This window comes from Nocardia asteroides (assembly GCF_900637185.1).
GTDB lineage: Bacteria > Actinomycetota > Actinomycetes > Mycobacteriales > Mycobacteriaceae > Nocardia > Nocardia asteroides.
Genome location: NZ_LR134352.1, coordinates 6,353,321 through 6,372,389, shown reverse-complemented (window position 1 = coordinate 6,372,389; position 19,069 = coordinate 6,353,321). Strand labels below are relative to the sequence as shown.

The window sequence follows — 19,069 nt, the reverse complement described above, 5'->3', positions numbered from 1 at the left end:
TCGGTCGTGCAGTCCGTACGGTGGAGTCATCCTTCGGCAGAGTGGCAGGGGTGGCGATGAACGCGCAGTACTGGTTGCGATGGTCGGCCGAGCACGGGGCGCCCCGGGCGGTCCTGCGCTGGCGGGTCCGCAGGCGCGACCCCTTCGCCACCCTGCTCAGCGGGCAGCGCGGCCTGCACGATCCGTATCCGCTGATCGACGAGCTGCGCGGGTCCGGCGGGCTGCTGCACACCCCGCTCGCGCACGCCGCCTTCGACCACGCCCAGGTGCGGGGCATCCTGCGCGACAGCAGGTTCGGGGTGCGCCAGGCCCTCGGCGGTGATCTGCCCGCGCCGTGGCGCAGGCTGGCCGCCCTGGTGACGCTGCCGCCCAATCCCGTCGAACCGCCGTCGATGCTGGTCATGGACCCACCCGAGCACACCAGGATGCGCAAGCCGGTGTCCTCGGCGTTCACCCCGCGCGCCATCGCCCGGCTGCGCGACCGGGTGGAGATCGTCACCGAGGAACTGCTCGGCGCGATGCCCGCGCACGGCTCGGTCGACCTGATCACCGACTACGCGGCCCGGGTGCCGATCGCGATCATCGCCGACATGCTCGGTTTCCCCGCCGCCGACCGCGACCTGTTCCTGCGCTGGGGCGACCGCGTCACCCCGCTGCTCGACATCGGCACCCCCTGGGCCGCCTATCGCGACGCGATGCGCGCCATCGAGTCGATGGACGACTACCTGGCCGCCCACATCGCCGGGCTGCGCCGCGAACCCGGCGACGACATCCTGTCCACGCTGGTCCGCTCCGGCGACCTGGACCTGCGCGAACTCCAGGCGGGCGCGAGCCTGCTGATGGGCGCCGGCTTCGAGACCACGGTCAACCTGATCGGCAACGCCATCGCCGCGCTGTCGGCCCACCCCGACCAGCTGGCCATCGCCCAGGCCGATCCGGACCGCTGGCCCGCCGTGGTGGAGGAGACGCTGCGCTACGACCCGCCGGTGCAGACCACCGCGCGCCAGGCGCTCGAGGACGTCGAGATCGACGGGACCACGATCCGCGAGGGCAGCACCGTCATCCTGTCGCTGGCCGGCGCCAACCGCGACCCCGCGGTCTTCCCCGACCCGCACCGCTTCGACATCGACCGCCCGAACCTGAAGGAGCACGTGGCCTTCAGCAGCGGCATCCACGCCTGCCTCGGCGCCAGCCTGGCCCGCATGGAAGCCGTGCACGCCCTGCGCGCCCTCTACACCCGCTACCCCGACCTGCGCCTGCGCGGCGCCCCCACCCGGCGAAACCTGTTCACCCTGCACGGTTTCGAGCACATGCCCGTCGACCTGGGCCCGGTCGCCCGCACCCAGGCCCCCGACGATCTGGCCGGGACCGTCAGCCGGTCCTAGGCGCCGGTGCGCCAGCGGTAGCGGGTCTTGGGGCGGCCCGCACGGCCGTAATCGGCGCGGCGCTCGGCCAATCCGTCGTCGGCGAGCTTCTCCAGGTAGCGCCAGGCGGTGATGCGGGAGACGCCGACCGCCGCCGCGGCGTCGGTGGCGGTGATGCCCGCCTCGGCCGAGCGGACCGCGCGCGACACCTCCTCCAGCGTGTGCTGCACCACGCCTTTCGGCGCGCCCGCGCGCTGGTCGGCCGTGCGCAGGGCGCCCAGCGCGCGGTCGATGTCGTACTGCGACAGGGCGGCCTCGCCCGCGGGGAGCGCGGTGTCGAAATCGCGGTAGCGTTCCAGCTTCTCGCGGAACGCGGCGAAGGTGAACGGCTTGAGCAGGTAGAGCACCACACCGTGCGCGACGGCGTTGCGGACCATGGTCAGTTCCCGCGCCGAGGTGATCGCGATGACGTCGGGACGCGGCTCCAGGCTGTTGAGCGCGGCGGCGACCTCGAGTCCGCTGATGTCGGGCAGGCCGATGTCCATCAGCACCAGGTGGAACGGGTTGCCGTCGGCGATCGCCTCGGCGGCCAGGCCGAGCGCGTCGCGCCCGGTGTGCGCGACACCGCCGGTGACGAATCCGTCGAGCCGCTCGAGGTAGGCCCGGTGCGCCTGGGCGATCAACGGCTCGTCCTCGACGATCAGGACGCGGATCATGAGTTCTCCCTCAGCGGAATGCGAACGGTGACCGCGCTGTGTGGTGCGGCCGTGGTGGTGATGGCGCCGCCGTGCCGATCGACGAGGCGGTGCACGAGAGCCAAGCCGAGTCCGGCGTGGTCCGATTTGGTGGTGTAGCCGCGTTCGGCGGCCCGTACGAACATCTGCGCCGACATGCCGGGACCGCTGTCGCCGACGCGGACCAGCAGTTCGCCGTCGCGGTGGCAGACCGTCACCTCGACCCGCTTGTCGACGGTGCCCGCCGCGGCGTCGATCGCGTTGTCGACCAGATTGCCGACCAGGGTGACGGTCTCGTGGGCCGAGAGCGGATCGGTGGAGTCCAGTGCGGTGTCCTCGCTGATCGCCAGGCTCACCCCGCGCTCGGCCGCCTGGTCGACCTTGCCCAGCAGCAGCGCCGCCAGCGCCGCGTCGCCCACGGCCGACAGCAACCGGTCGATCAGCACCTGCGACAGCCGCAGCTCCGCGGTGGCGAAGGCGACGGCCTCCTCCGGGCGGCCCAGCTCGACCATCGTCACCACGGTGTGCAGCCGGTTCGCCGACTCGTGCGCCTGGGCCCGCAGCGATTCGGCGAAGCCGCGCACCGAATCGAGTTCGCCGAGTACGGCGCGCAGTTCGGTCTGGTCGCGGATGGTGAGCACGGTGCCGATGTCGCGGCCCTCCCAGGTGACCACGTCCTGGTTGACCAGCAGCACCCGGTCGGTGGTCACGTGGGTCTCGTCGCGCACCACGCCGTCACGCATGTGCTGCAGCGAGATCGGCAGGTCGGTGCGGTGCACGGGTCCGTCGGGCAGATCGAGCAGGGTGCGGGCCTGATCGTTGACCACTTCGGCGGGGCCAGGTCCGGTGCCGAACACGACCAGGCCCTCGTGCACGGAATGCAGGACGGCGTCGTGGTGCTCGTAGAGCGCGCGCAGTTCGTCCGGCGCCAGGCCGTGGGTCTGGCGGCGCAGCCTGCGGCTGATCAGGAACGACGAGCACGCGGCCAGCAGCAGCCCCGCCGCCGACACCCCGAGGATCACCGGCACCTGCGAGGCGACCTGGGTGCCGATCTTGGACCGGGTGACCCCGGCCGAGACCAGCGCCACCACCCGTCCGCCGTCGTAGACCGGAGTGACCGCGCGGATCGATGGGCCGAGCGAGCCGGTGAAGGTCTCGGTGAGGGTCTGCCCGGCCAGCGCGGCGTCGATGGTGCCGATGAACGGCTTGCCGATCATGTCGGGATTGGTGTGGGTGTAGCGGGTGCGGTCCGGCGCCATCACGACGATGAAGTCCATGCCGGTGTCGGCGCGGATCCGTTCGGTCGTCGGCTGCAGCAGCCCGCTCGGGTAGGGGGAGTTCACCGCGGCCAGCGTCGACGGCGCCCTGGCGACGGTCACCGCGACGTCGCGGACCTGCAGTTCGGTGGCCACGTCGTGGTCGTGGCGAGCGTCGAAGACCGCCAGGACCGTCCCGGTGCAGATCATCAGGGCCAGCACCACCAGCTGCCAGACGAAGGCCTGCCCGGCAAGCGACAGCCGTACTCGTCGCATCGTGCCCTCCGACCTCATCCTGAAACTTATGCACCAAATGTGATGGGTATCACAGCTGTTGCTCATGCTTGGTCGCCATGAGCACAACCACCGCAGCATCGCGGAAACGCGACCATACCCACTGGCTGTACATCGCGGTGATCTTCGCGGTCCTGGCGGGCATTCTGGTCGGCCGGCTCGCGCCGGAATTCGGTCAGTCACTGGCACCGCTGGGCACCCTGTTCGTGAACCTGATCAAGATGATGATCGCACCCGTCATCTTCTGCACGATCGTGCTGGGCATCGGATCGGTGCGCGCGGCCGCCACCGTCGGCAAGGTCGGCGGCCTGGCCATCGCGTACTTCCTGGCCATGTCGACGGTGGCGCTCGGCATCGGCCTGGTGGTCGGCAACCTGATCGAGCCGGGCTCGGGTCTCGGTACGGGCACCGCGGGCGCGGGCGCCAAGTACGCCGAGCAGGCCCATGGCGCGGGCGGCACCTGGGACTTCGTCCAGAACATCGTCCCCACCACGCTGGTGTCCGCGCTCACCGCGGGCAGCGTGCTGCAAGCGCTGTTCGTGGCACTGCTGGTCGGCTTCGCCGTGCAGGCGATGGGGGAGACCGGCGCGCCGATCCTGCGGGCGGTGGCGCTGGGCCAGAAACTGGTGTTCCGGATCCTGTCGATGATCCTGTGGCTGGCCCCGATCGGCGCGTTCGGCGCCATCGCCAACGTGGTGGGCCGCACCGGCTGGTCGGCGGTGGTCGAGCTGGCGACGCTGATGATCGCGTTCTACCTGACCTGCCTGGTGTTCGTCTTCGGCGTGCTGGGCGTGGTGCTGCGGCTGGTGTCGGGCATGTCGATCCTGAAGCTGTGCCGCTATCTGGCGCGGGAGTACCTGCTGATCGTGGCGACCTCGTCCTCGGAGTCGGCGCTGCCGCGGCTGGTCGCGAAGATGGAGCACGCCGGGGTCGAGCGCACCACCGTGGGTGTCGTCGTGCCGACCGGATATTCGTTCAACCTCGACGGCACCGCGATCTACCTGACCATGGCCTCGATCTTCATCGCCGACGCGATGGGCAAGCCGCTGAGCCTGGGTGAGCAGATCGGGCTGCTGCTGTTCATGATCATCGCGTCCAAGGGCGCGGCCGGGGTCACCGGCGCGGGCCTGGCGACGCTGGCGGGCGGCCTGCAGAGTCATCGTCCGGAACTGCTCGACGGCGTGGGCCTGATCGTGGGCATCGATCGCTTCATGTCCGAAGCCCGTGCGCTGACCAACTTCTCGGGCAACGCCGTCGCCACCCTGCTCATCGGTACCTGGACCAAGACCGTCGACGCCGACCGGGCGCGTCGGGTGCTGGATCGGGAGCTGCCGTTCGACGAGGAGACCATGGTCGACGACCACCCCGTGGAGGCCCCGGTGACCGACCCGGACCCGGACCCGGTTCCGGTGCGGTGACACACGCGAAGGGCCCCGCGGTGGCTGCGGGGCCCTTCGATGCGCGGTGGCTCAGACGCGGGCCCACTTGCCCGGGTTGAGGTGGTACTGCACCAGGGCGGTGGCGTGCCCGTGCCCCATGCCGTGCTCGGTCTTGAGCCAGTTGACCAGCGCGGTGTGCCCGGTCGGTTCGGCGGTGCCGAGCAGGGCCAGCCACTCGTCGACGGTCCGGCCGTACTTGGCCTCGATGGTGGGGAAGTAGGACGCGGGGCCGTGCGGTGCGTTCGCCATGGTGGTTCCTCCTCGGTGGCTGCTCGTCATCGGTGAAGACGATGTGGCGGACCGGAATTCATCGCCGTGGTGGTCGAGGTCACACCGCGACCGCGGCGCGCGGCGCGACGGCGGCCGACCGGGCCTCGCGGACCAGCAGGGCGCCCGAGAGGGCGACCAGCGCCGCGGTGAATCCGTGCACGCCGAAGGCGACAGCGGTGGAGCCGCTCCAGCTCAGCACGGTCAGCATGTCGCCGACCGGGACGAGCGCGAGCACCAGCAGGGTGACGCCGAGCGCGAACCGCTGCCGCAGGGCCAGCAGCGCGATGATCAGGATGCCGCTGACCGTGTCGCGCACCCCCTTGAGATTGAGGAACGCCTGCGCGTCGCCCGAGGGCCAAGCGGGCAGGCCGAAGCCGGGGGCGATGGTCTCCGGCGTGATCAGGTAGCTCAGGCCGATGTAGAGGATGAAGGCCGCGCCGGCCAGGGAGAGGGCGGTGGCGATGCGCGAGACGGTCATGGGGTGCTCCTGTTGCTGTGCTCTGAAATCTAGCGGCGCTAGGTGATGAGAGGAACGATAGCGCGCCACCGCCCTCTTGTCTAGCGTTGCTAGAATTTCGAGCATGAGCACGCAAACGCGCAAGGAACGCGACCGCGCCCAGCGCCACCAGCAGATCATCGACAACGCGCGCGAGCTGGCCGAAGCGGAGGGCTGGGACGCGGTCACCATCCGGAAACTGGCCGACCGCATCGAGTACAGCCAGCCGGTGCTGTACAGCCACTTCGCCAACAAGGCCGCGATCGTCGGCGCCGTGGCGCTGCAAGGGTGTATCGAGCTGGCCGAGGAGGTGCGCAAGGCACGCGAGAGCGCGACCGACCGCACCGAGATGTTCGACAAGGTCGCCCGCGCCTACCTCGACTTCGCCGCCGCCAACCCGGCCCGCTACGACGCGATCTTCGTCCTCACCACCGACCTCACCTTCGGCCTGGACGCCCCGCAGCCGCTGCGCGACGCCTTCGCCGGCCTCGAGGCGATGTTCAGCTCCGGCGCCGAGGGTGACGAACTCGGCGCGCGCACCGAGGTGGCCTGGGCTTCCATGCACGGCATCGTCACGCTAGAGCGCAGCGGCCGATTGCGCCCGGAGCTGCGGGAACGGCGGATCGCCCTGCTGGTCGAGAGCTGGGCCGCGTTCGCGTGACCACCGCCGGGTGGCCGGCCGCACGGTGACCGACGACTCCTCGGCGGCGGTCCGCGCGCCGCGTAGGTTGGAGTCGACGGCGCGGGTCGCCGCGTCGGCCGAGGGCGAAGGGACGGCGGATGGCTGAGGTCGTAGTAGTCGGTTCGGGACCGAACGGCTTGGCCGCGGCGGTGATCGCGGCCCGCGCGGGCCTGTCGGTGCGGGTGCTCGAAGCCCAGGAACACCCGGGCGGCGGATCCCGCACGGCCGAGCTGACCCTGCCCGGCTTCCACCACGACGTGTGCGCGGGCGCCCATCCGATGGCGCTGGCCTCGCCCTTCTTCCGCGCCTTCGACCTGCCCGCGCACGGGGTCGACCTGCTCACCCCGACGGTGTCCTACGCCCATCCCCTCGACGGCGGTGTCGCGGGATTGGCCTGGCGCAATCTCGAATCCACCGTCGCCGACCTCGGCGCCGACGGCCCGGCCTGGCGCGCGCTGTTCGAGCCCCTGGTCGAGCACTGGCCCGACGTGGTCGACCTGGCCATGTCGGATCTGCGGCATCCGCCGCTGCGGCCCGCCACCGCGGTGCGCTTCGGTCTGCGTCTGCTCGAGCAGGGATCGCCGTTGTGGAACAACCGCTTTCGGGGCGAGGTCGCGCCCGCGCTGCTCACCGGTGTCGCCACGCACGCGATCACCCAGCCGCGCGCGCTGCCCGCGGTCGGCGCCGCCCTGCTGCTGGGCACCCTCGCGCACGCGGGCGGCTGGGTGATTCCGCGCGGCGGCAGCCAGGCCATCCCGAACGCCCTGATCGCCGAGCTGGAACGGCTCGGCGGCGAGCTCGTCACCGGGCACCGCGTCGACGACTTCGCCGAACTGGCGTCGGCCCGGGCGGTCCTGTTCGACACCTCGCCCGCCGAACTCCTGCGGATCGCCGGCGACCGCCTGCCTGCGCGATACCGCAACGCGCTGGGCCGGTTCCACTACGGCGGCGCCGCCTGCAAGGTGGACTTCGCGCTGTCGGGCCCGGTCCCGTGGTCCGCGCCGGGCTGCGAGCTGGCGGGCACCCTGCACCTGGTGGGTTCGCGCGCGGAGGCGATGCGGGCCGAACGACAGGTCGCCGCGGGACGATTCGCCGACCGGCCCTATGTGCTGGCCATCCAGCCGGGCGTGGTCGACGCGACCAGGGCGCCCGAGGGCAAGCACACCTTCTACACCTACGCCCACGTCCCCAACGGTTCCGACCGCGACCTCACCGAGACGGTGATCGCCCAGGTCGAGCGCTTCGCCCCCGGCTTCCGCGACCTGATCCTGGCCCATCATGTGACCCCGGCCGCGTTCATGCCCGCCCACAACGCCAACTACGTCGGCGGCGACATCTCCGCGGGCGCGATGACCGTGCGCCAGACGGCGTTCCGGCCGCTGGCCCGCTGGAACCCATACGCGACCCCGATCCCCGGCACCTACCTGTGCTCGTCGTCCACCCCGCCGGGCCCCGGCGTCCACGGCATGCCGGGCCTGCACGCGGCCGGGCATGTGCTGCGCACCCGCTTCGGGATCGTCACCGACCCGCTGGACCTACTGCGCGGCGCCGCGCCCGCCTATCACTGAGTCTCGGCGGCCGCGTGCGCGGACTCCGGCTTGAACACGTCCGGTTCCAGGTACACGGTGCAGGCGTTCGGGGCGGCGGCGCGGATGCGGGCGTCGGCGGCATCGATGGCCGCGCCGACCTCGCTGATGTCCAGGCCGGGCCGCATCGCGATCTTCGCGTTCACCAGCAGGTCCTCCGGGCCGAGATACTGGGTCTGGATCCGGATGACCCGCACGATGCGCGGATCGGCGACCAACGCGGCCCGCATCGCCGTGTCCTCCCGCGGCGTCGCGCCCTCGCCGATGAGCAGGCTCTTGGTCTCCACGATCAGCACCACCGCGTTCACCCCGAGCAGCAGCCCGATGAGCAGCGTACCGACCCCGTCCCACACCCCGTTGCCGGTGAGCACCGACAGGCTCACCCCGGCCAGCGCGAACACCAGGCCGATCAGCGCGCCCATGTCCTCGAGCAGTACCACCGGCAGTTCCGGATTGCGGGTGTTGCGGATGAAATGCCACCAGCTGTGCTTGCCCTTCAACGGCGCCGACTGCTTGCGCGCGGTCCGGAAACTGCCGCCCTCCAGCACCATCGACACCAGCAGGATCACGATCGCCACCGAGGGCGACTCGATCTCGTGCGGGAACCGGATCTTGTGGATCGCCTCGTTCACCGCGAACAGGCAGCCCATGGTGAACAGCACCAGCGCCACCACGAACGAATAGAAGTACCGGTTGCGCGAATACCCGAACGGGTGCAACGTGTCCGGGTCCTGCCCGGCCCGGTTGCGCCCGACCAGCAGCAGTGCCTCGTTGCCGGTGTCGGCGACCGAGTGCACGGCCTCGGCCAGCATCGACGACGAACCGGTGACGAACGCGCCGATGAACTTCGCGATCATGATGCCCGCGTTCGCCCCCAGCGCGGCCAGGATCGCGATCTTGCTGTCTCCTTCGGCGGCCATGTCACCGAACGGTACCCGCCGGGCCGAGCGCGTCGCGGCCACGCGCCGACCGTGTCGGTGGACGCGCATCGCCGCCACCCCGGGGGAGTGACGGCGATGGGAGCGGACCGGATCAGGCGGGCTGGGTGCGGTACAGGTCGGGCTCGAGGTAGATCAGCCGGGCGGTGGGCACCGCGGCCCGCACCCGCACCTCGGCGGCGTCGATGGCCTCGGCGATGTCGGCGATGCCGAGGTTCGGCGCGATCGCGACCTTGGCGGCGACCAGCATCTCCTCCGGGCCCAGGTACTCGGACTTGAGGTGGATCACCGAGGTGATCTTGTCGCCGTCGACCAGGTTGTCGCGGATGGCGCGGTCCTGTTCGGGGGTGGCGCCCTCACCGATGAGCAGGCTCTTCATCTCCACGATCAGCACGATCGCGATGAGGCCCAGCAGGATACCGATGGCCAGGGTGCCGATGCCGTCGTAGACCGGATCGTCGGTGACCACGGTCAGGCCGACCGCGGCGAAGGCCAGGATCAGGCCGATCAGCGCGCCGGTGTCCTCGAGCAGCACCACCGGCAGCTCGGGGCTGCGCGAATTGCGGATGAAGTGCCACCAGCTCGCGTCACCCTTGAGCGGCTTGGACTCGCGGTAGGCGGTGAGGAAGCTGAACGTCTCCAGCCCGATCGCGATGCCGAGGATGACGATCGCCACGATCGGCTGACTCAGCTCCTCGGGATGCTGGATCTTGTGGATGCCCTCGTAGATCGCGTACACCGAGCCGAGGGTGAACAGCACCAGCGCCACGACGAACGAGTAGAAGTAGCGGTTGCGGCCGTACCCGAACTGGTGCAGTTCGTCGGCGTCCTTGGCGGCCGCGCGCTGACCGAACAGCAGCAGACCCTGGTTCGCCGTGTCGGCGACCGAGTGCACCGCCTCCGCCATCATCGACGCCGATCCCGTGATCGCGGCGCCGACGAACTTCGACACCGCGATTCCCGCATTGGCCGTCAACGCGGCGACGATCGCCTTCTTGCCACCACCAGCCGACATTTCGGCCCGCCCTTCTGCTCCGCTGTACAAATCGTGCCCGCAACAGACTAGGCGGCCGCGTGCGAAAAGTGCGCCCCGGCGTCAGTTCACGGCGCCGACACAGGCGCTGAACAGCTGTGCCCGGCCGCCGACCGCGCGGGCCTTGATGTCGGTGTCGGCCGCCGAGATCCACGCCGCGCTGCCGCAGGGCACGGTCAGCGCGTGCCCGTTCTGGTACAGCTCGACGGTGCCCTCGGTGCACAGCACGATGCCGGGTCCGGCGTCGGCCAGCACCACCGGTTCGGCGTCGGCCGACAGGTCGAACCGGCACAGCGCGAATTCCGGCGCGGGCGTGCGATACCGCATGCCGCCGTCGGTGCCGGGTTCCGGTTCCAGCACCGGCAGATCGATCGGCTCGAAGTCGAGCACCCGCAGCAGTTCCGGCACGTCGACGTGCTTGGGCGTGAGCCCGCCGCGCAGCACGTTGTCGGAGTTGGCCATGATCTCCACGCCGACACCGCGCAGGTAGGCGTGCAGATTGCCGGCCGCGAGGAACAGGCCCTGGCCCGGTTCCAGGGTCAACCGGTTCAGCAGCAGCGCGGCCAGTACGCCCGCGTCGCCGGGGTAGGCCTCAGCCAGTTCCAGCGCGGTGCGCACCTCGGCGGTGAACGCGCGCTCGCCCTTGCCGGACAGGTACCGCACGCAGCCCTCGAGCACCGCGGGCAGCAGCGTCGACAGGGCGGCGGGCGGCAGCGTGATCCAGGTGGTGAACAGGGTGCGCAGCCCGGCCGAATCGGGCTGGGCGGCAAGCAGTTCGGCGTAGATGTTCAGGCCGGGCACGTCGAGCGCGCGCAGCAGCTCGACGGTCCGGTGCGGATCGCGGAAACCGGCCAGCGCCTCGAACCGGTCCAGCGCCACCACGAGTTCGGGCTTGTGGCTGTCGTCGCGGTAGTTGCGCATCGGCGAATCCAGCGCCACCCCGGTGCGGTTCTCCCGCTCGAAACCGACCCGCGCCTGCGCCGAACTGGGATGCGCCTGCAGCGACAGCGGTTCCTCGGCCGCGAGGATCTTCAGCAGGAACGGCAGCCGGGTGCCGAAGTCGTCGGCCACGCGGCCCAGCTCCCGCGCCGGATCGGCGGCGACCACGTCGAGCAGCGATTGGGTGCCGCCGTCGGCGAGCTTGACGTGCGCCGGGTCGGCGGGGTGGGCACCGAACCAGAGTTCGGCCTCGGGATGGGCCGACGGTACCGGCCTGCCGCACAGCTGAGCGAGCGCGGTGCGCGACCCCCAGGCGTAGGAACGCAGCGCACCAACGAGTTCCTGCACTAGTAGCGTCCCCCGTCGTGATATGGATCCGGGGCCTGCGCGGTCGTCCCGCGCGTTCCCGTCAGTCGAAGATAGGCGGCGGCCATGTCCAGTCGCAGCGCCAGCACCGCCAGCTGCTCGATCTCGCTGCCGTGTCCGCCCCCCGCGGCGGAGGTGGCGGCGGCGCTGTCGGTGGTGGGGGCGGTGCCGGGCTCGGCCAGCTGGGTCTGCAGCACATCGACGTCGGCGTGGACCAGATCGGCGTCGACGAGGCCGTTGCCCGCGCCGTCGAACACCGCCAGCTTGCGGCGCGCGGCGGCCTGATCCGGATGCACGCTCAGCGCGAGCACCCGCACCCGGTCGACCGGGGCGGGCCCGTCGAGTTCCTCGTCGTGGAACAGCGGATCGAAGCCGGGCGCCGACCCGCCGGTGGCCTCGGACAACCGCGCCACGGCGGCGACCGCGTCGGCCAGATCGGCCGCGGCGGCGAGCTTGCCCGCCGACTGCAGCAGCACCTCGGCGCCGTGCCCGGCCAGTTCCACCGCGGCGGGGGAATCGCCCGCCAGCACCACACCGACACCGTGCATGCGCGCGGCCAGCGTCTTGGCCGGATTGTGGAAGACCTCGTTGTGCGGGCCGTCGCGTAACGCCTCGGCGTCGAGCATGTCGGCCAGCGCGGTCAGCTCGGGCGTGGCGGGCACGCTGCGCTGGGCGTCGACGCCGCGCAGCACCGCGATGCCGACGGCGAGGAACCGCAGCAACCGGTTGTGGTCGAGCACCGGCACCCGCGGTTCGAGCACGATGGCCCGGCCCGCGGCGACCGCGCGCAGCGGACCCTCGTTGGGCGCGGCCACGACCACCTCGGCGCTGCGGCGCAGCGCCCGGTCGACCGCGTCGATCAGCCGGGGATCACCCGCGTCGTCGCCGGCGACGAGCACCACGTCGAGCGGACCCACCCACGGGGGCAGCGAGGTGACGGGCACGATCGGCAGCCCGGCCCGGTCGCCCAGGGTGGCGACCAGCAGTCCGGCGGCCCTGGCCGCCCGGCCCGAGCCGGAGACGAGCACCAGACTGCGCGGGCGCAGCTGCGAGAGCCGTTCGACGAGCGAGGCCTCGGCGACCGCCGCGGCCGTCGCCCGCACCTGCGCGCCACCCGAAGCCGCCGAACGCAGGGCACCGCCGGTGTCGGCCGCCTCCAGCGACGCGGCATCGTCGAGGTCGAATACCGGTGTTCCAGCGATCATCGCCGATCCCACCTCCCCTCATCGCGCTGTGTCGTCTGCCGGCAAGCCGTCGGCGAATACAAGGTCTGTGATTCCACTATTCCAGTCAGGCGCGGACGATGCCCAGGATCTCGGTCACGAGTTCGTCGACTTCAGCCTGCGATCCGGCCTCGACGTTGAGACGAAGCAGCGGTTCGGTATTCGAGGCCCGCAGATTGAACCAGGCATTGCCGCCCAGGTCGACGGTCACGCCGTCGAGGCGGTCCACCGAGACGGTCCGGTCGGCGAACGCGGCCAGCACCGCGGCGGTGCGGTCGGCGGCGTCGGCGACGGTCGAGTTGATCTCGCCCGAGGCTGCGTAGACGTCGTAGGCGGCCATCAGCTCCGAGACCGGGCGCTGACCCTCGCCGAGCGCGGCCAGCACGTGCAGCGCGGCCAGCATGCCGGAGTCGGCGCCCCAGAAATCGCGGAAGTAGTAGTGCGCGGAGTGCTCGCCGCCGAAGACCGCGCCCTCGGAGGCCATCTCCTGCTTGATGAACGAGTGGCCGACCCTGGTCCGGACCGGCTTGCCGCCGAGCCGCTCGACCAGCTCGGGTACCGCGCGCGAGGTGATCAGGTTGTGGATGACCGTGGCGCCCGGCTCCTTGGCCAGCTCCCGCTCGGCCACCAGCGCGGTGATCGCCGAGGGCGAGACCGGCTCGCCGCGCTCGTCGACCACGAAGCAGCGGTCGGCGTCGCCGTCGAAGGCCAGGCCGATGTCGGCGCCGCTGCGGCGCACCAGCGCCTGCAGGTCCACCAGGTTCTTCGGGTCCAGCGGGTTGGCCTCGTGGTTGGGGAACGAACCGTCGAGCTCGAAGTACAGCGGCACGATCGTGACCGGGCCCAGGGTGCCGAGCACCGCGGGGACGGTGTGCCCGCCCATGCCGTTGCCCGCGTCGACCGCGATGGTCAGCGGGCGGATGTCGTCGAGGTTCACCAGCTCGCGCAGGAAGGTGGCGTAGTCGGCGAGCAGGTCGACGGTGGAATCGGTGCCCGCGGCGCCGTCGTAGCCGGGCACGCCGTCGACGATCTCGGCCGAGATGGTGGCCAGCCCGGTGTCCTGGCCCACCGGCAGCGCGTTGGCGCGGCACAGCTTGATGCCGTTGTAGCGGGCCGGGTTGTGGCTGGCGGTGAACATGGCGCCCGGACAGCCGAGCTTGCCGGAGGCGAAGTAGAGCTGGTCGGTGGAGGCCAGCCCGATGTGCACCACATCCAGGCCCTGGGCCCGCACGCCGTCGGCGAAGGCCGCGGCCAGCTCGGGGGAGGACTCGCGCATGTCGTGGCCGATAACGACCCGGGTGGCGCCCTCGGCGCGCATCAACCGGGCGAAGGAGGCGCCCACATCCTGGACGAACGCCGCGTCGATCTGTTCGCCCACCACCCCGCGGACGTCATAAGCCTTGATCACGGCGTTCACGAGTTCGCCAGAGCGCGCGACAGTCGTCATGACCAACACCCTAGTGGGGGACGGCCCGCAGGTACGCATGTACCTGTCGGCATGAGCGGTGACCCGCTGATTTCGTTCGGACACGGGTAACTCGCCGACCACCTCTAGCTGGGCGGTGGGAACGTAGGACCTGTACGTACGGCCGAGCTCCCGGACCTGTACGGCCTGAGTTCGCGGAGAGGCGGTACCGCCTGAGTTCGCGGAGAGGCGGTTAGGGATCGGGGAGGACGCGGAGGTGGCCGCGGCGGCCGGTGCGGGTGGTGCGCGGGGCCGCGGGGGCGTTGTCGCGGTAGCCGGGCTGGTCGGCGTCGGCGGGGCGACGGCGCAGGCCCGCCTCGCGGACGGCCTCGGCGAGGGCGGTGAGGTCGTCGTCGTCCGGCGTGCTGGAGGAGAATCCGCCTTCGTGGCGCACCAGTTCCCAGCCCTTGGGGGCGGTGATGCGGCAGGCGTGGGTTTCGCACAGATCCCAGGAGTGCGGTTCGGCGACGGTGGCCAGTGGTCCGACGACGGCGGTCGAGTCGGAGTACACATAGGTCAGCGTCGCTACAGCGGGGTTCTTGCAGCCGGGTCGGCAGCAACGACGCATGGGGATCACGACACCGAGATTAGCCCTCCGGCCCGCAAAAGTGGATACGGACACGCGGTGATACGCCCGGTTGTCGGGCGGTTCGTCACTCCGGTTCCGGATCGATGAGGTCCGGATCGACGCCGAGATAGGTCGCGATCTGCTGCACCAGGACCTCGCGCAGCAGCTCCACCAGATCGTCGGGATCGGCGGCGCGCAGTTCCAGCGGCTTGCGGAACAGCACCACTCTGGCGCGGGTGGCCGCGCCACGGGAGTCGACGCCCGCGGGGATCAGCCGCGACAGCGGCACCGGCCCGTCGGCCACCACCTCGTCCGGCCAGGTGACCGAATCAGGGTGCAGCGGACGGATTTTCGGGACATCGTCGACGGCGATGTCGAGCTTGGTGAGGCGGTCGTGCCAGCGGGTGTCCAGCGGGGCGAAGGCCTCGAGCACCAGCCGATCGAATTTCTGCCCCCTCGTGCGCCACGCGGGAACGGTGGGCGGGAGCATGGGTCCGCGGACACCACGGCCGCGGCGGGTCACCGATCGGGCGGTGGGCGCCGGGGTATGACGCCGGGAGCGTGCCATGGGGTTCGTCCGCCTTTCTCGCGTGCACTGCCTCGTGCCCGTCGAGCCGGGGGACGGTTCGACTACTGGGCGTGCGCCCGAAGCACCGACGTACTGCGCCTGCGTGCTCCGGGCTGGAGCCTCAGAGTCTACTTTCGAACTATTCTCTAACCGATTCCGCGCTTCAGCCTGCGGCGCTCTCGTTCCGAGAGGCCACCCCAGATGCCGAAACGTTCGTCGTGCGCCAGTGCGTACTCCAGGCACTGGTCCCGTACCTCGCAGCCCATGCAGATGCGCTTCGCCTCGCGGGTCGAGCCGCCCTTCTCGGGAAAGAACGCCTCGGGGTCGGTCTGAGCGCACAGTGCGCGTTCCTGCCACTGCTCTTCGATGGACTCGAACATCTCGTCGAAGCCCGTCACGACCAGACTCAGCCGGGGAGCAGCGACTTCGCTTACCACGTCCGGTTCCGGCCAGCTCATGTCAGCGCAGACAGCGTGAGCTGCGCCTGCTGTGGAATCGGTCGGCGAGACCAGGTTTTCGGTCATCGTTCCGCCTCCTCACTATGTGTTAGCGCAGAATGATTCTTTCCGTCGGACCAACACCGAACGCCGACGGCCCAACACCGCGACGTAGTCTCGCGGGCTTCCCCGAGCCTGTCCTCCGGCGAGCCAACACCCTCTCGCAAACGCCCCCGCGCTATGCCTATCGCGGTGACCGGAATGACATGTCTGTGATTAGACACGCCGCACTTGCCGGTGGTCAACCCGCCGTCACCCTTCCGTTACACTCCGCACCCGCCTTTCGTTTTGATCTTGTTATGTGCTGTGGCAAATGACCAGCAACTTTGCCGGAATTCGGCGCGGAACCGTCCGGCAATCGCCACCGCATAAGCTCTGACCCTGTGACTGCACAAAACGCGGTGCGCGAGCCCAAGATCGCCGTTCTGGTCGGCGGTGTCGGCGGCGCACGGTTCCTTCTCGGCGTCCGGCAGCTGCTGCCCGACGCCGACATCTCGGCCATCGTCAACGTCGGCGACGACGTCTGGATGCACGGGCTCCGGATCTGTCCCGACCTCGACACCTGCATGTACACCCTCGGTGGCGGGATCGACCCCGAGCGCGGCTGGGGTCACGCGAACGAGACCTGGCACGCGAAAGAGGAGCTGGCGAAATACAACGCCCAGCCCGATTGGTTCGGCCTGGGCGATCGCGATATCGCCACCCATCTCATCCGTACCGAGATGCTGCGCGCCGGATATCCGCTGTCGGCGGTCACCGAGGCGCTGTGCAATCGGTGGCAGCCGGGCGTGCGCCTGATCCCGGCTACCGACGATCGCTGTGAAACCCATGTGGTTGTCAGTGATCCCGACAACCCCGGCGAACGTCGCGCGATCCACTTCCAGGAATGGTGGGTGCGGTACCGCGCGGCGCTTCCGACTCACGGATTTGCCTCGATCGGTGCCGAACAAGCCTCGCCGGCCCCGGATGTGACCGAAATCATAGCCTCCGCCGACGCCGTGTTGCTGGCCCCTTCCAACCCCGTCGTGAGCATCGGCGCCATCCTCGCCGTGCCCGGTATCCGGGGCGCGCTGCGCACCACCGAGGCCAAGATCGTGGGCCTGTCGCCGATGATCGACGGAAAGCCGTTGCGCGGCATGGCCGACGAGTGCCTCTCCGCCATCGGCGTCGAGTCCACGGCCGAGGCGGTCGGGCGCCACTACGGCGCGCGCTCGGCCACCGGCATCCTCGACGGCTGGCTGGTGCACTCCACCGACACCGCCGACGTACCCGGCGTCGAGGTGCGCAGCGTGCCGCTGCTGATGACCGATCCCGAGGCCACGGCCGAGATGGCCCGCGCCGCACTGGAACTGGCGGGAGTCAAGGCATGAGTGTGCTGCCCGATCACGCGGCCGACGAGCTGCGGATCCTGCCCGTCACCGGGCTGCCGGAGTTCCGGCCCGGTGACGATGTCGCCGAACACCTTGCCGCGCAGGCGCCCTGGCTCGCCGACGGTGACATCGTCGTGGTCACCAGCAAGATCATCTCCAAGGCCGAGGGCCGCATCGTCGCCGCGCCGACCGACCCGGAGGAGCGCGACACCGCCCGCCGCAAACTCGTCGACGACGAGGCGGTGCGGGTGCTCGCGCGCAAGGGCCGCACCCTCATCACCGAGAACCGGCTCGGCATCGTGCAGGCGGCCTCCGGGGTCGACGGCTCGAACGTGGCCGAGGGCGAACTGGTGCTGCTGCCCACCGATCCCGACGCCAGCGCGAAGGCGCTGCGGGCCGCGCTGGCCCAGCGCCTCGGGGTGAACGTCGCGGTGGTCGTCACCGACACCATGGGCCGGGCCTGGCGCAACGGCCAGATCGACGCGGCCATCGGCGCGGCCGGGCTGCGCGTGCTGCACGACTACGCGGGCGCGGTCGACGGGCAGGGCAACGAGCTGCACGTCACCCAGGTCGCGATCGCCGACGAACTCGCCGCGGCCGCCGACCTCGTCAAGGGCAAGCTCGGTGGCGTCCCGGTGGCGGTGGTGCGCGGCCTGGCGACCGACGACGACGGATCCACCGCCGCTGCCCTGCTGCGCGGCGGTGTCGAGGACCTGTTCTGGCTCGGTACCGCCGAGGCGATCGAGCTCGGCCGCAAAGAGGCTGTGCCGCTGCGCCGTTCGGTGCGGGCGTTCTCCGACGAGCCGATCGACCCGGAGCGGATCAGGGCGGCCGTGGCGGTCGGGCTCACCGCGCCCGCGCCGCACCACACCCGTCCGGTGCGCTTCGTCTGGCTGCGCAAGCCGAAGCTGCGGGCTCAACTGCTCGCGGCGATGGCCGAGCGGTGGCGGGAGGACCTCATCGCCGACGGCCTCGACCCGGAACGGGTGGAGCGGCGGGTCGCGCGCGGCCGCATCCTGTTCGACGCTCCCGAGGTGATCATCCCGTTCTGCGTCCCCGACGGCGCGCACGCCTATCCAGACGCCCGCCGCCAGGCCGCCGAGCAGACGATGTTCACCGTCGCGGTGGGCGCGGCCGTGCAGGGACTGCTGGTAGCGCTGGCCGCCGATGGGCTCGGCAGCTGCTGGATCGGTTCGACGATCTTCGCCCCGGAGATCACCCGCGAGGTGCTCGGGCTGGACGAGGACTGGATGCCGTTGGGCGCCATCGCGATCGGTCATCCGCTCGACGAGCCCACCCCGCGCCGGGTGGGTTCGGCCGGCGCGGGCCTGGTCGAGCTGTGAGCGCGGAGTCGCTGCACGCGTCGGCCACTGCGCTGCTCACCGAATGGGATCCGGCGAGCGGACCCGACCGCTCGCTGCGCGAGGCGATGCTGGCGTTCCTGGGTTCGGCGCCGCGCGGGTGTCTGCGCGAGCACGCGCCGGGGCACATCACCGCCTCGGCGATCGTGTTGTCGCACGACCGCAGCGAGGTGCTGCTCACGCTGCATCCGCGCGTGGGCCGCTGGATCCAGCTCGGCGGCCATTGCGAGCAGGGTGACGAGACGGTGGCCGACGCCGCGCTGCGCGAGGCCGTGGAGGAGTCGGGCATCGCGGACCTGCGGCTGACGCCCGGGCTGTACGGCGCGCAGGCGCATCCGATCACCTGTTCGCTGGGGGTGCCCACGCGGCATCTGGACCTGCTGTTCGAGATCGTCGCACCGGCGGGCGCGGTCCCGGTCCGCAGTGCCGAATCGACGGATCTGCGGTGGTGGCCGGTGGCCGAGCTACCGGCCGGCGCCGACGTCCTGCTGGTTCCATAGAGGCCGCTACAACGCTCTGACCTGCATCGACAGCGACCGTGCCCGGACCGGGCACGGTCGCTGTTCCGTTATCCGACCGTTGCAGCTTTACAAATCATCGAATTTGTCTAGACGCCGGAC

The 19,069-nt window shown here is 70.8% G+C and carries 19 protein-coding genes; 7 read left to right on the top strand and 12 right to left on the bottom strand.

Going from position 1 to position 19,069, the window contains the following annotated elements; all coding sequences use genetic code 11:
* Positions 1-56 precede the first annotated feature (56 nt).
* Positions 57-1,385: a cytochrome P450 gene (locus tag EL493_RS29465; RefSeq protein ID WP_019048780.1), complete on the top strand. Its 1,329-nt coding sequence runs from the start codon at positions 57-59 to the stop codon at positions 1,383-1,385.
* Here EL493_RS29465 and EL493_RS29460 read toward each other — a convergent pair.
* Both EL493_RS29460 and EL493_RS29455 read right to left on the bottom strand, forming a co-directional pair.
* The gene (locus EL493_RS29460; protein WP_019048779.1) at positions 1,382-2,080 is read right to left on the bottom strand and encodes a response regulator; all 699 of its coding nucleotides are present in this window, start codon (positions 2,078-2,080) and stop codon (positions 1,382-1,384) included. The genes EL493_RS29465 and EL493_RS29460 overlap by 4 nt on opposite strands.
* On the bottom strand, positions 2,077-3,630 hold the full coding sequence (locus EL493_RS29455; protein WP_022567028.1) for an ATP-binding protein: 1,554 nt from the start codon (positions 3,628-3,630) through the stop codon (positions 2,077-2,079). Before EL493_RS29455 ends, EL493_RS29460 begins: the two co-directional genes overlap by 4 nt.
* A gap of 77 nt (positions 3,631-3,707) precedes the next feature.
* On the opposite strand from EL493_RS29455, the gene EL493_RS29450 reads away from it, so the two are divergent.
* Positions 3,708-5,066: a C4-dicarboxylate transporter DctA gene (locus EL493_RS29450; protein WP_019048777.1), complete on the top strand. Its 1,359-nt coding sequence runs from the start codon at positions 3,708-3,710 to the stop codon at positions 5,064-5,066.
* A gap of 51 nt (positions 5,067-5,117) precedes the next feature.
* On the opposite strand, the gene EL493_RS29445 is transcribed toward EL493_RS29450, so the two are convergent.
* The gene (locus EL493_RS29445) at positions 5,118-5,336 is read right to left on the bottom strand and encodes a DUF4287 domain-containing protein (protein ID WP_019048776.1); all 219 of its coding nucleotides are present in this window, start codon (positions 5,334-5,336) and stop codon (positions 5,118-5,120) included.
* A 79-nt stretch (positions 5,337-5,415) separates the two neighbouring features.
* Positions 5,416-5,835, bottom strand: coding sequence for a DUF4267 domain-containing protein (locus EL493_RS29440; RefSeq protein ID WP_019048775.1), 420 nt, complete (start codon positions 5,833-5,835; stop codon positions 5,416-5,418).
* Positions 5,836-5,938: 103 nt separating this feature from the next.
* Here EL493_RS29440 and EL493_RS29435 point away from each other — a divergent pair, with 103 nt between their 5' ends.
* Together EL493_RS29435 and EL493_RS29430 are read left to right on the top strand one after the other, a co-directional pair.
* Positions 5,939-6,514: a TetR/AcrR family transcriptional regulator gene (locus tag EL493_RS29435; RefSeq protein ID WP_019048774.1), complete on the top strand. Its 576-nt coding sequence runs from the start codon at positions 5,939-5,941 to the stop codon at positions 6,512-6,514.
* A gap of 119 nt (positions 6,515-6,633) precedes the next feature.
* The gene (locus EL493_RS29430; protein ID WP_036835021.1) at positions 6,634-8,103 is read left to right on the top strand and encodes a phytoene desaturase family protein; all 1,470 of its coding nucleotides are present in this window, start codon (positions 6,634-6,636) and stop codon (positions 8,101-8,103) included.
* Here EL493_RS29430 and EL493_RS29425 read toward each other — a convergent pair.
* From EL493_RS29425 to EL493_RS29390, 8 genes are all read right to left on the bottom strand, one after another.
* The gene (locus EL493_RS29425; protein ID WP_030200882.1) at positions 8,097-9,041 is read right to left on the bottom strand and encodes a cation diffusion facilitator family transporter; all 945 of its coding nucleotides are present in this window, start codon (positions 9,039-9,041) and stop codon (positions 8,097-8,099) included. The genes EL493_RS29430 and EL493_RS29425 overlap by 7 nt on opposite strands.
* Positions 9,042-9,153: 112 nt before the next feature.
* Complete coding sequence (locus EL493_RS29420; RefSeq protein ID WP_019048770.1) at positions 9,154-10,074, bottom strand: cation diffusion facilitator family transporter; 921 nt, start codon at positions 10,072-10,074, stop codon at positions 9,154-9,156.
* An 81-nt stretch (positions 10,075-10,155) separates the two neighbouring features.
* Positions 10,156-11,379, bottom strand: coding sequence for a mannose-6-phosphate isomerase, class I (manA, locus tag EL493_RS29415; RefSeq protein ID WP_019048769.1), 1,224 nt, complete (start codon positions 11,377-11,379; stop codon positions 10,156-10,158).
* Entirely contained in the window at positions 11,379-12,602 is a 1,224-nt protein-coding gene (locus tag EL493_RS29410) for a hypothetical protein (protein ID WP_019048768.1), read from the bottom strand. Before EL493_RS29410 ends, manA begins: the two co-directional genes overlap by 1 nt.
* A gap of 85 nt (positions 12,603-12,687) precedes the next feature.
* Positions 12,688-14,067, bottom strand: a complete 1,380-nt coding sequence (locus EL493_RS29405) for a phosphomannomutase/phosphoglucomutase (protein ID WP_022567029.1) — start codon at positions 14,065-14,067, stop codon at positions 12,688-12,690.
* A gap of 211 nt (positions 14,068-14,278) precedes the next feature.
* Positions 14,279-14,653, bottom strand: coding sequence for a DUF3499 domain-containing protein (locus EL493_RS29400; protein ID WP_022567030.1), 375 nt, complete (start codon positions 14,651-14,653; stop codon positions 14,279-14,281).
* A gap of 85 nt (positions 14,654-14,738) precedes the next feature.
* Positions 14,739-15,221, bottom strand: a complete 483-nt coding sequence (locus EL493_RS29395; protein WP_197724359.1) for a metallopeptidase family protein — start codon at positions 15,219-15,221, stop codon at positions 14,739-14,741.
* Between the two features lie 146 nt (positions 15,222-15,367).
* Positions 15,368-15,601: a WhiB family transcriptional regulator gene (locus EL493_RS29390; RefSeq protein ID WP_085999665.1), complete on the bottom strand. Its 234-nt coding sequence runs from the start codon at positions 15,599-15,601 to the stop codon at positions 15,368-15,370.
* 518 nt (positions 15,602-16,119) lie between these two features.
* On the opposite strand from EL493_RS29390, the gene cofD reads away from it, so the two are divergent.
* From cofD to EL493_RS29375, 3 genes are read left to right on the top strand one after another with little or no spacing between them, the layout of a single operon-like run.
* Entirely contained in the window at positions 16,120-17,088 is a 969-nt protein-coding gene (gene cofD / locus EL493_RS29385; protein ID WP_019048763.1) for a 2-phospho-L-lactate transferase, read from the top strand.
* Positions 17,085-18,431 (top strand): coenzyme F420-0:L-glutamate ligase, encoded by a 1,347-nt coding sequence (locus EL493_RS29380; RefSeq protein WP_019048762.1) that lies wholly within the window; start codon positions 17,085-17,087, stop codon positions 18,429-18,431. Before cofD ends, EL493_RS29380 begins: the two co-directional genes overlap by 4 nt.
* On the top strand, positions 18,428-18,949 hold the full coding sequence (locus EL493_RS29375) for an NUDIX hydrolase (protein ID WP_019048761.1): 522 nt from the start codon (positions 18,428-18,430) through the stop codon (positions 18,947-18,949). The genes EL493_RS29380 and EL493_RS29375 overlap by 4 nt, the downstream gene beginning before the upstream one ends.
* Positions 18,950-19,069: the final 120 nt, after the last annotated feature.

Excerpts from the sequence above, each read along its gene's own strand:
- EL493_RS29435 (WP_019048774.1), top strand. The coding sequence starts at position 5,939 with ATGAGCACGCAAACGCGCAAGGAACGCGACCGCGCCCAGCGCCACCAG.
- EL493_RS29390 (WP_085999665.1), bottom strand. The coding sequence starts at position 15,601 with ATGTTCGAGTCCATCGAAGAGCAGTGGCAGGAACGCGCACTGTGCGCT.
- EL493_RS29405 (WP_022567029.1), bottom strand. The coding sequence starts at position 14,067 with ATGACGACTGTCGCGCGCTCTGGCGAACTCGTGAACGCCGTGATCAAG.
- EL493_RS29400 (WP_022567030.1), bottom strand. The coding sequence starts at position 14,653 with ATGCGTCGTTGCTGCCGACCCGGCTGCAAGAACCCCGCTGTAGCGACG.
- EL493_RS29450 (WP_019048777.1), top strand. The coding sequence starts at position 3,708 with ATGAGCACAACCACCGCAGCATCGCGGAAACGCGACCATACCCACTGG.
- EL493_RS29440 (WP_019048775.1), bottom strand. The coding sequence starts at position 5,835 with ATGACCGTCTCGCGCATCGCCACCGCCCTCTCCCTGGCCGGCGCGGCC.
- EL493_RS29445 (WP_019048776.1), bottom strand. The coding sequence starts at position 5,336 with ATGGCGAACGCACCGCACGGCCCCGCGTCCTACTTCCCCACCATCGAG.
- EL493_RS29420 (WP_019048770.1), bottom strand. The coding sequence starts at position 10,074 with ATGTCGGCTGGTGGTGGCAAGAAGGCGATCGTCGCCGCGTTGACGGCC.
- EL493_RS29465 (WP_019048780.1), top strand. The coding sequence starts at position 57 with ATGAACGCGCAGTACTGGTTGCGATGGTCGGCCGAGCACGGGGCGCCC.
- EL493_RS29460 (WP_019048779.1), bottom strand. The coding sequence starts at position 2,080 with ATGATCCGCGTCCTGATCGTCGAGGACGAGCCGTTGATCGCCCAGGCG.
- EL493_RS29395 (WP_197724359.1), bottom strand. The coding sequence starts at position 15,221 with ATGGCACGCTCCCGGCGTCATACCCCGGCGCCCACCGCCCGATCGGTG.
- EL493_RS29425 (WP_030200882.1), bottom strand. The coding sequence starts at position 9,041 with ATGGCCGCCGAAGGAGACAGCAAGATCGCGATCCTGGCCGCGCTGGGG.
- EL493_RS29380 (WP_019048762.1), top strand. The coding sequence starts at position 17,085 with ATGAGTGTGCTGCCCGATCACGCGGCCGACGAGCTGCGGATCCTGCCC.
- EL493_RS29455 (WP_022567028.1), bottom strand. The coding sequence starts at position 3,630 with ATGCGACGAGTACGGCTGTCGCTTGCCGGGCAGGCCTTCGTCTGGCAG.
- EL493_RS29430 (WP_036835021.1), top strand. The coding sequence starts at position 6,634 with ATGGCTGAGGTCGTAGTAGTCGGTTCGGGACCGAACGGCTTGGCCGCG.
- EL493_RS29410 (WP_019048768.1), bottom strand. The coding sequence starts at position 12,602 with ATGATCGCTGGAACACCGGTATTCGACCTCGACGATGCCGCGTCGCTG.